Consider the following 9,991-nt stretch of genomic DNA (forward strand, 5'->3'; position numbering starts at 1 on the left):
TGACGGCCGAACGTGCCTGCGCACCGGCCCCGGCCGCTGCGGCGGACGCACCGACCGTGGCGCTGACCGCCCCGTCCGGCGAGGTGGCCGAGGTGCCGGCCGACCTGCGGGCGCCCTGCCTCGCCCTGATCCGGACCGACCTGCCCCGGCTGCGGCACCCGCGGCCGGACACCGAGCCGCCGGGCTTCGGAGCGCGCGACCTCCAGGCCGCCTACGACCTGCCCCGCAACGGCGGCGGGGACCGGACGGTGGCCATCGTGGTGGCCTTCGACGACCGCACCGCCGAGAGCGACCTCGCGGTCTACCGGGAGCAGTACCACCTGCCACCGTGCACCACGGCCAACGGGTGCTTCCGCAAGATCAACCAGAACGGCGGCTCGACCCCGCCGCCGACCACCGATCCCGGCTGGGTGGTGGAGACCGCCACCGACCTCGCCGCCGTCAGCGCCGCCTGCCCGGACTGCCACCTCCTGCTGGTCGAGGCCGACGACGACCTGCTCCGCAACGAGATCCACGCGGTCGGCCAGGCCTTCCAGCAGGGCGCCACGTTCATCTCGATGAGCTTCGGCGCGCCGGAATTCCCCAACCAGACGCTCGTCGACGCGTTCTTCAACCACCGCGGCATCGCGTTCGTGGCCAGCAGCGGTGACAACGGCTACCCCAACCCGATCTACCCCGCGGCCTCCCAGTTCGTCACCGCCGCCGGCGGCACCAGCCTGCACCGGGTACACCGCCGCGTGCCGCCGTTCACCCGCCCGGGCTGGTCCGAGAGCGCCTGGTCCGGCTCCGGCTCCGGCTGCTCGCTCTTCGACCCGAAGCCGTCCTGGCAGCACGACCCCGGCTGCGCCAACCGCACCATCGCCGACGTCTCCGCCGTCGCCGACCCCGGCACCGGCATCGCGGTGTACTTCACCGACCCCAACGACGGGGCCGGCTGGCACGTGATCGGTGGCACCAGCGTCGCCGCGCCGCTGATCACCGGCATGTACGCGGTCGCCGGCACGCCCGGCGCCAACGACTTCGCCGCCTCCTACCCCTACGCCCGGCCCCGGGCCTTCAACGACATCGTCACCGGCTCCACCGGCTCCTGCGGCGGCTCCTACCTGTGCACAGCGGTCCGCGGCTACGACGGACCCACCGGCATCGGCACACCTCACGGCGTCCGCGGGCTGCGGCGCTGACACGCCCGCACACCGGGTCACGGCGCACCGGACCGCCTCCACGGCGCCCGGTGCGCCTGCGCGTCGGCGGGGCTCTTGAGCTCGACGTCCGACGCTCTTGTCGATCGTCGTGGTGGTTGCCCGGGTGAGTGATGGGGCGTCATCCGGCCGCGCAGACCGGCAGGTGCACGGTGACCGGGATACTCGGCGGCGTGGGGTCGACGCGCACCTGGTCCCATGACCACGAGTCCGGCAGGCGCGGGCAGCAGCCGGCCTCGACACTGCGGCATGATCACCCGGACCGGTCGGAACGTCGAAAGCCGAGCCGACCCTCGCGGCAGCGGGCCCGGCCCGCACTCAACACGCGGGCCGAAGCGATCGGCCGCAGCCCCGTAGCGCCGCCCTGGCCCGGGCGGCGCCGGTACGGGTGACGGCCTCGCCGCCGCCGATCCCGGCGGGCCGGGGTGCGAGGCCCGCGCAGGGGCCGCAGATTCCCGGACGGGGCACCGGGTCATGGCACTTGGCGCACTCGGCGTACCGGGACGCGGCGGGCCGCACGGCGGCCGGGGCGGGTGGCATCTTGCGCTCCAGGCGGTAGCGGAGCACCGCGAGCGCCGAGTGCATCGGGGCGGGCAGGCCCGGCAGCAGGGCCTGGGCGAGGTCGGCGGGGCTGCTGCCGCGCTCCAGCCACTGCGCGACCAGGGGAGCGAGTTCACGCGCCTCGGCCTCGCCCAGGCGCAGGCGCGGCTCCGGGCGGATCACCCGGAACAGCGTGGCGACGGCCTCGCGGAACTGCTCGTCCGGCACCTCCGCGACCTGATCGTCTGCTTCCTGATGGGCAGTCACCTGTTCGGCGGGGAGGGAGGGTTCTTGATGCCGGTCCTTTGGAAGGGCGCCGGCGCCGCCGGTGGCCGCTCGGCCGGGAACCGGACGGGTGGCACCCGGCGGCGGCGCGAGCTGCGGGGTGTCGTAGACGTGGGTCTCGGTGACGATCGTGCCGTCGGGCCTGCGGATCTTCTCGACGCGGTAGTACCCGGCGGCGGTCAGCTCCTTCAGGGCCTTGCGGATCGCGCCGCGCCCCTGGGGGCTGGTGTCGGCCATGTGCCGGCCGTCCTCGCGCCGGCCGTCGGGGCGGGAGAGGAGGTCCGAGAGCAGTCCGCGGGCGGTGTACGAGAGCCGTCGGCACTGCAGCATGCCGTTGGGCAGCACGGTGAAGTCGCGCACGTGGGCGCTACGATGAACACGCATCGGGAGTGTTGGCTCCTGTTGCCGGACCCCGGGGTGTTGGTAGCACCGCCGGGGTCGCCTGTTTTCGGTTGAGGTAACGGAACGTACCACGGCGATCACGCACACAACGGGCGTTCGCGACAACTGCTCCGACCGAGGAGCCGTCCGCTCCTGACGGCCCCGCGCGGGAAGTCGGCGGGTCCGACTTCCTGCGCCCGAGGGGGCCGCCCCGGCGCCGTCACCGCAGCGGCCCCCGGCTTCACCCATGGCCGCCCGGGTGGTGGACGCTGAGGCTGCCGTAGGCCGGCAGAACGCCGGCCGGGTCGCCGGGTTTGCCCCGCAGTACGGAGTCCAGGAAGGCGAGGGTGGCCGCGGCGACGACGCGCGGGCTCCCGGTGCGGCCCAGGGAGCCGACGATCGAGGGCACGGGCGGCAGGTACAGGGGGCCGTCCATGAACGTGAGATGTGCGGCACCGGGGACGGTGAGCCGGTAGCTCGTCGCGGTGCTGGAGCCGAGGGCTTCGGTGAGGCGGGGCAGGTAGCGCGGGTCGGTTGCCGGGGTGACGGCCTGGGTGAGCGCGAGCGTCGGCTGGTCGAGGGCGGGCGAGGCGGGGCCGTGGGGGTAACCGTCCAGATCGATGACGGCGTCGAAGCGGCGGTCCTGCCGGGCTGCCTGCAGGGCGGCGGCACCGCCCATGGAGTGGCCGGTCACCGCGGCCCGGCCGGTGTCCAGGCGTCCGGTCAGCGGGTCGGCGCCCTCACCCCGGTCCAGACCGTCCAGCCGGGTGAGGACGAAGCCGAGGTCGGCGGCCCGAACCGCCGTCCAGCCGGCCGCGAGCTCCTCGTCCTTGGCCGGGTCGCCGGTGGAGGCGGTCTCGGTGGTGATCGTCCGGCCGTCGGCGAGGACGACGGCGGCGGAGTCGTACGGGTGGTCGAGGGCGGCGACCACGTAGCCGTGGCTGGCCAGTTCCTCCGCCCAGGCCGTGTTCTGGGTGCGCACTCCGCCCGACCCGGGAGAGAACAGCACGACCGGGAACCGTTCGCCGCCACCGGCCACCGGGGCGTCGAAGACCGCACGGCTGCGGGCGCGCGGGACACCGTCGACCAGGAAACCCGGCAGGCCGACGCCGCGGGCGAGGGCCTCGGAGACGGTGCGCGCCTCCTGCTCCGTGCGTCCGAGGTACTGGGCCCGCCGCGCGCCCGCGGGGCTCTTCTGCGCGGGGTACCAGAGCTGGACCACGACCGTGCGCAGGTCGCCGGGATCGGCGGTGAAGGTCTCGGGGCGGCGCGGGTCGGTCCACTGCACCACGCGGGTGCCGACCGCGAAGGCGCCCGTCGGCTCGGGGAACACGGGTACGGGAAAGGCCCAGGCGGCCACCGGGCCCGTGGCGATCAGGCCGACGCAGGCCACCGATCCCGGCAGCGCCAGCCACCAGCGGGCCCGCCACGCCGGCCGGCCGGTACGGCGCCGCAGCAGGGGGGAGAGGGCGAACGGCAACGCGAAGGCCGCGCCCGCCAGTACCGGCAGCAGCTGCCAGCGGATCCCCGCCACGCCCAGCACGATCGCGAACGGCAGGAGAACCGCCCCCGCCGCGATCGTGACGCCCGGGCGGGCGACGGGGGGAAGCCAGCGCGCCACCACCAGCGCGACGGCACCCAGCAGGGCGAGGATTTCCAGGGGGGACATGGGCAGTCCCGCGATGTTCTCGGTCACCCGGCCATGCTCGGCGCCGGGCCTGCGCCGCCGCATCGATCACGGGTCGTCATCGTGGGCGACCGGGGTCGCAATCCGCGGCAGGTCCCTTGGCGACAGAAGTGGCAGTCGGGCACGCCGGATCGGCGGCCGCTCTGCGACCCCGGGAGGCAGCGGGACTCCTCCTGCGGTCGTATCCCGCCACGGTGCCGTCAGACGGTGGACTCATGTGCGGCGCGGGCCCGCGGCCTACGGTGACAGGGCCGCGGTACGTGCCGGGCGGCGCGAGGCGTACGGTCCCCGTACCCGACGCTGATCCGGCTGTCCGCGGGGGTGGCCCCGGCCGGGGCCACCATGACACCGAACCGACAGGGACGTGCGATGACCGAGGCCGCCGCGGAACCCGGCCAAGCCCAACGGGTGCGGGAGCGGTTGCGTGCGTGGTGGGCGAGGGCGGCCCTACGGCTGACGAGGTACGCCGACCGGGCCTCCGCACGAGCGGCGCGACCGGTGACGGCCGCCGTGCGCCGGGGCTCCCGGCTGCCGCCCGCGGTGTGGGACGCGCTGCTGCCGGCGCTCCTGCTCCTCAACGTCATCACCACGCGCGCGCCGCACGAGCTGCCGGTGGCCACGGCCCTCACCGCCGCCCTCGCGCTGCCCCTGCTGTGGCGGCGCCGAGCCCCGTTCACGGTGTTCGGCGCCGTGGCGGCCGCGGCCTTCGTCCAGTGGCTGATGGACGTCCAACTGCCGGCCGACATCGCCCTGCTGGTGGCCCTGTGCACGGTGGCCGCGAACGCGGGCCGGCGCGGCACGCTCGTCGCCGGTGCCGTCGTGGAGGCAGGGGTCCTCCTGGCCTGCCTGCGCTGGACGACGGAAGGCGCGTTCCTGACGCCCTTCGTCGCGGCCACCGCGATGACCGTCGCCGCCGCCGTCCTCGGCGTGAACGTGCGCACCACGCGCGCCTACCTCGCGGCCCTGGAGGAACGGGCCGCACGCCTGCAGCAGGAGCAGGAACAGCAGGCGCGACTGGCCGTCGCCGAGGAAAGGGCCCGCATCACCCGGGAGATGCACGACATCGTCACCCACAACCTGTCCGTCATGGTCGCGCTCACCGACGCCGCCGTCTACGCGCAGCACCGGTCGCCCGACAAGGCCACCGCCGCGATGCTCCAGATCTCCGAGACGGGCCGGCAGGCCCTGACCGACATGCGGCGCTCGCTGGGCGTCCTGCGGACCGACGAACCGGACGCGCAGCGCCACCCGCTGCCCGGCATCGCCCAACTGGAGGCCCTCGCCGACCAGATGTGCGCCGCCGGACTGCCCACCCGTCTCGACGTCCACGGCGGCCACGCCCACATTCCCGCCACCGCACAACTCACCGTCTACCGCCTGGTACAGGAAGCCTTGACCAACAGCCTCAAGCACACGCCCACCGGCACCCGCGCGAGCGTCCGGATCCAGTGCTCGACCGGGGCCGTCACCGTGGACGTCACCGACAGCGGCCCCCGCCCGCCACGTCCCGCCGCCACACCGTCCGGCCACGGCATCCCCGGCATGCGCGAACGCTCGGCCGCCTACGGGGGGACGCTGCAGGCCGGACCGCTCCCGGGCGGCGGCTGGGGAGTCCACACCCGGCTGCTCCTCGACAGCGGTGCGGCGGCGTCCGCATGACGATCCGCATCCTGATCGCCGACGACGAAGCACTGCTCCGCATGGCCTTCAGCACGGTCCTGGAGGCCCAGCCCGACATGGCACCGGTCGGCGAGGCCGCGGACGGCGCCCAGGCCGTACGCCTCGCCCGGGAACTGCGCCCCGACGTCGTCCTCATGGACGTCCGGATGCCCGGGACCGACGGGATCGAGGCGACCCGGCAGGTCATCGGGGTCTCCCCGCAGAGCAGAGTGCTCATCCTCACCACCTTCGACCTCGACGAGTACGCCTTCGCCGGACTCAACGCCGGAGCCTCCGGCTTCCTGCTGAAGAACACCAGGCCCGAGGAACTGCTCACCGCGATCCGCAACGTCGCCGCGGGCGACGCGGCGCTCTCCCCGCGGATCACCCGCCGCCTGCTGGAGAACCTCCGCCCCCACATCCCCGACGGCCGCAGCGCCGACCACGACGAGCGGCTGAGCCGGCTCAGCGCCCGTGAACGCGAGGTGCTCGTCCAGGTGGGCTGCGGCCTGTCCAACACCGAGATCGCGGCTGCCCTGTACCTCGCGGAGGCGACCGTGAAGTCCCACCTGGGGCGCATCCTGCACAAGCTCGAACTCCGCGACCGGATCCAGGCCGTGGTCTTCGCCTACGAAAGCCGCCTCATCCACCCGGCATGACGCCGCCCTGCGCCGCCGCTCCCCTTCACCCACAACACGATCGACCACACCGCCGCCCCGGGCCCCGCCACCTGCCGAACCCGGGCTGTCCCAGCCACCAACCGCGCGCAGGAAGTCGACGGGGTCGACTTCCTGCGCGACGGGAAGGAGCGGGCCGCAGGCCCGGACCCTGAACGCCCGGGCCTGCGGTTCAGACGTTGCCGAACTCGCCGCTGCGGACGGCGGCGACGAACGACGCCCAGGCCTCGGCCCGGAAGATCAGAGCCGGCCCCTGAGGGTCCTTCGAGTCACGGACGGGAGCCAGACCGGGGACGTCGGCAGCGACCTCGACGCAGTCGCCGCCGTTGTTGGAGTACGAGGACTTGGCCCAGGAAGCGCTGGACAGGTCTACGCGGTCGGTCATGATGGGAATTCCTTTCGGGCCCTGCGGATCATCTCCTGGGATGCGGCCTTCGGCAGCGCTTCCACCAGTAGCTGATCGTAGTCACTTTCCCATCCCGCAACCGCTGCGCGTGACCGCTCAAGGTGGCCCCTCGCCGTCGACTCCGCATACCCCACGACTGTGTGATCCGGGAGGTTCAACAGAACGACCGGCAGTGTGAAGGAGAGATTCTCGCCCATGCTGAACGGGGCGATCTGCACGGTGATGTTCGGGCGCTCGGCCAAGCCCTCAAGGTGTCGTAGCTGCTCGGCCATGACCTGAGGGCCGCCGACGGGGCGCAGCAACACCCCCTCCTCAATCACCGCGTGAAGCGTCGGAGGGCTCTTCTGGTCGAGGATCTCCTGTCGCAGGGCCAGATAGTCCGTGCGCTCATCCGCCTCGGCCGTAGTGATCGCACCACGCCGGACAGCCGCCTGTGCCAGCGCCCTTGCGTACGCAGGGGTCTGGAGAAGGCCGGGAACGATGATCAGGCCGACAGTGCGCAGCCGTCGGCACCGGGCTTCGGCGTCAGCGAACTCGGCGAATCCCTCAAGGAGTGCCGCCCGGCTGAATCGCCGCCACAACTCGAAGAATCGTTGGCCTGATCCGAACACCTCATCGGCCTTAACAGCCAAGGGGCGTGTTGGTGAACGCTTCCCATTCTCGACATATGAGATGTGCGCGCCCGAGTACCCCAGGCGCTTGGCCGTCTCAGTCTGAGACCACCGCCTTGCCCGGCGTGACCTGCGAAGTTCTTGGCCGAAGCGGATCTGTGGCGATGCCTGGGTGTCAACAACGGCTTCGGTCATGATCCTTCGGCTCCTTCACATGACATTGCTGTCAAAGGTAAGGCGCTGGCAATCGTAGGGGCTTTCACGCCACCATGGCTACGCCTGGTGATTAACCGGAAGCACAGAGCGACTCGCGGAGGTTTTATGTCTGACGGGCGGAATCCCGAGTGGTGGTCCCGTCTGCGTCCAAGTCGCGCAGGCCCGGCAGCTGGATGACACCGGATCAGGCACGCGCCGCGTGACTCCGCGCTCCTTTTCGTGCACCTTCTTCCGCCCCTCTGAGGTCCCCATGCTCACTGCCCGTCGCCCCCGCATGTTCGTCGCGCGCCTCGATTCCCGGGCCGAATCCACGCCCCTGGCCCGGTACTTGCTCCGCGCCTACCTCGCGGGTCTCCCTGCCGGCGACCGCTACACCGACACCGCCGAGTTGCTCCTGGGAGAGTTGTTCGCCAACGCGGTCCAGCACTGCGACGCGCCCGCCGACCGGCTCATCGAGGTCCGCTTCGCCCTCATCGGCTCCCGCCTCCGGCTGGAGGTGCACGACGCCGGCAGCGGCCGCCCGTCCCTCCGTGCCGCTGCGCCGGACGACGAGCACGGGCGCGGCCTTCTCCTCGTCAACGAGCTCGCCGAAAGCTGGGGCTGCGCCTCCCGGCCCGGCGGCATCGGCAAGTTCGTCTGGGCCCTCGTCGCCCCCGCCCCCACCCCGGCCCTCGTCACCGTCTGAAAGCCCGAACCCCCATGAATCTCTCCGCCCTCGCCCGCCACACCCTCTCCCGTGGCGCCACCCCCGCCGCGACCTATGCCCTCCTCGCCCGGCTCGGCCACCAGCCCCTGACCTGTGCCCGAGCCGTCTGCCACGCGCTCGACATCCCCGCCGCCGAGACCACCCTCCGCCTGGCCGACTGCCACGACGCGCTGCTCGCTGACCCCCGCCCCGACTCCGAAACCGACACCGGCGAACTCCTCGAAGCCCTCGGCGTCTTCGACATCCCCAAGCCCCTCAACCCCACCGAACTCGCCGTCGTCGACCTCTTCCTGGTCGCCATCGACGCCATCGGCGGTATCCGCCCCGGCCACCAGCACGGCCTCACCCGCTGGTTCACCACCGGCAACCTCACCGCCGCCTACCTCTCCCTCGCCGCGACCCAGCCCCTTCCCCGCACCGGCGACCCCGCCCGCTACTGGACCGCCCTCGTCGCCGCCGGCGAACTCCTCACCACCACGCCCAACCCCGACACCCGCATCAAGTACGCCCTCGCCCACTGCCGCACCCAAGCGGCCAGCCACACCTGAAAACCCGTGTCGCACACAGGAAGTCGACCCCGACGACTTCCTGCGCAGCACGGTCGAACCGGCCTGATCAGCCGAGCGTGTCCACCACCGCAGGCCCGCGGCGGCCCTGTGGGGCAGCCGGACCCGAGGGCCGTCAGTTGCCGACGGCATCGGCGGCGCTCTTCCGCTTCCGCGCCACCCGGCATCAGGCGCCACGGACCACCACCCGGCACGGTGGCCGGGCGAGGCCGTGCTCCGGGGCGCTTCCGAGGGCACGCCGAGGCAGCCGTTCGGCCCCTCGGGCTGTGCGCCTCTGGTGTGGGTACCGCTCGCGCTGTATCCGGGAGGGGGCCGAATGTCGCTGTCGGATGGGGAACGCGTGCACGGCCGCAACAGGGCGAGGAAGGTGGTCCGTGACAAGAGCCCCAACCAACTGGGGACGCTGCGCAGTTGGCATCAGGGCGACTACGGAAGGCTCCCCGACAACCAGTTCGACCCCGCGGCCGTCCCCGAGCACGCCCGGTTGCTGCACGCCCACTACACCGCCCACTCGCAGTCCGGTGCGGGCTCCTCGGTCCAGAACGCGGCCACGCCCCCCCGCGGCTTCGCCGAGTACACCGGTACGGGAAGCGACTGGGAGCACAACGTCAAGGTGGTGCTGGACTACATCAACAAGCGTGTCTACCTCACCGTGGCGCACTACCAGTACTGGGCGTTGATCTTGAGCGCAGACCTGCTGCTTCAGTTGGGGTTGGCTCTTGCTGTGCCGGAGCCGCGAAGCGGCGCGATTCGCTGTGTTGTCAGTGGCGTGGGCTAGGTTGATTTCGGCAGCCGAAGGGGGTGTTTCGCAATGTTGTCCGGGCGTCGGTACCGGCTTGAACTCGACTCGGCGCAGGCCGGGTTGTGTGAGATGTTCGGTGACATCTGCCGGGTGGTGTGGAACACCGCGTTGGAGCAGCGGCGGGAGTATCGGCGGCGGGGTGCGTGGATGAACTACGTGCCGCAGGCCGCCGAGCTGGTGGAGGCGAAGCGGGAGTTTCCGTGGCTCGGGGATGCGCCGTCGCATGTGTTGCAGCAGACCTTGAGGGACTTGGACC

Annotated in this window: 11 protein-coding genes; 7 read left to right on the plus strand and 4 right to left on the minus strand. The window is 72.4% G+C overall.

Annotated features, from left to right (window positions below):
- On the plus strand, positions 1-1,181 hold a 1,181-nt coding region (locus KS423_RS28060), incomplete at its 5' end, for a S53 family peptidase (protein ID WP_308020257.1).
- Between the two features lie 336 nt (positions 1,182-1,517).
- Here the strand turns inward: KS423_RS28060 and KS423_RS28065 are convergent.
- Complete coding sequence (locus KS423_RS28065; protein ID WP_224282562.1) at positions 1,518-2,408, minus strand: hypothetical protein; 891 nt, start codon at positions 2,406-2,408, stop codon at positions 1,518-1,520.
- Between the two features lie 238 nt (positions 2,409-2,646).
- A complete protein-coding gene (locus KS423_RS28070; RefSeq protein WP_224282563.1) occupies positions 2,647-4,137 on the minus strand; it encodes a hypothetical protein in 1,491 nt (496 codons plus the stop codon).
- Between the two features lie 453 nt (positions 4,138-4,590).
- Here KS423_RS28070 and KS423_RS28075 point away from each other — a divergent pair, with 453 nt between their 5' ends.
- Together KS423_RS28075 and KS423_RS28080 are read left to right on the plus strand one after the other, a co-directional pair.
- Positions 4,591-5,751: a histidine kinase gene (locus tag KS423_RS28075; RefSeq protein WP_224282564.1), complete on the plus strand. Its 1,161-nt coding sequence runs from the start codon at positions 4,591-4,593 to the stop codon at positions 5,749-5,751.
- Positions 5,748-6,410 (plus strand): response regulator transcription factor, encoded by a 663-nt coding sequence (locus KS423_RS28080; RefSeq protein ID WP_224282565.1) that lies wholly within the window; start codon positions 5,748-5,750, stop codon positions 6,408-6,410. The genes KS423_RS28075 and KS423_RS28080 overlap by 4 nt, the downstream gene beginning before the upstream one ends.
- A gap of 190 nt (positions 6,411-6,600) precedes the next feature.
- On the opposite strand, the gene KS423_RS28085 is transcribed toward KS423_RS28080, so the two are convergent.
- On the minus strand, positions 6,601-6,813 hold the full coding sequence (locus tag KS423_RS28085) for a DUF397 domain-containing protein (protein ID WP_224282566.1): 213 nt from the start codon (positions 6,811-6,813) through the stop codon (positions 6,601-6,603).
- The gene (locus KS423_RS28090) at positions 6,810-7,640 is read right to left on the minus strand and encodes a helix-turn-helix transcriptional regulator (RefSeq protein ID WP_224282567.1); all 831 of its coding nucleotides are present in this window, start codon (positions 7,638-7,640) and stop codon (positions 6,810-6,812) included. The genes KS423_RS28085 and KS423_RS28090 overlap by 4 nt, the downstream gene beginning before the upstream one ends.
- A gap of 271 nt (positions 7,641-7,911) precedes the next feature.
- On the opposite strand from KS423_RS28090, the gene KS423_RS28095 reads away from it, so the two are divergent.
- From KS423_RS28095 to KS423_RS28110, 4 genes are all read left to right on the plus strand, one after another.
- Positions 7,912-8,346, plus strand: coding sequence for an ATP-binding protein (locus tag KS423_RS28095; protein WP_224282568.1), 435 nt, complete (start codon positions 7,912-7,914; stop codon positions 8,344-8,346).
- Positions 8,347-8,360: 14 nt separating this feature from the next.
- Complete coding sequence (locus tag KS423_RS28100) at positions 8,361-8,915, plus strand: hypothetical protein (protein WP_224282569.1); 555 nt, start codon at positions 8,361-8,363, stop codon at positions 8,913-8,915.
- A 334-nt stretch (positions 8,916-9,249) separates the two neighbouring features.
- On the plus strand, positions 9,250-9,711 hold the full coding sequence (locus tag KS423_RS28105; RefSeq protein ID WP_224282570.1) for a hypothetical protein: 462 nt from the start codon (positions 9,250-9,252) through the stop codon (positions 9,709-9,711).
- Positions 9,712-9,804: 93 nt separating this feature from the next.
- Positions 9,805-9,991: helix-turn-helix domain-containing protein (locus KS423_RS28110; protein WP_263455322.1), on the plus strand; the 187-nt coding region annotated here is incomplete at its 3' end.

The sequence above is a fragment of the Streptomyces sp. LS1784 genome (genome assembly GCF_020103755.1).
Classification (GTDB): Bacteria; Actinomycetota; Actinomycetes; order Streptomycetales; family Streptomycetaceae; genus Kitasatospora.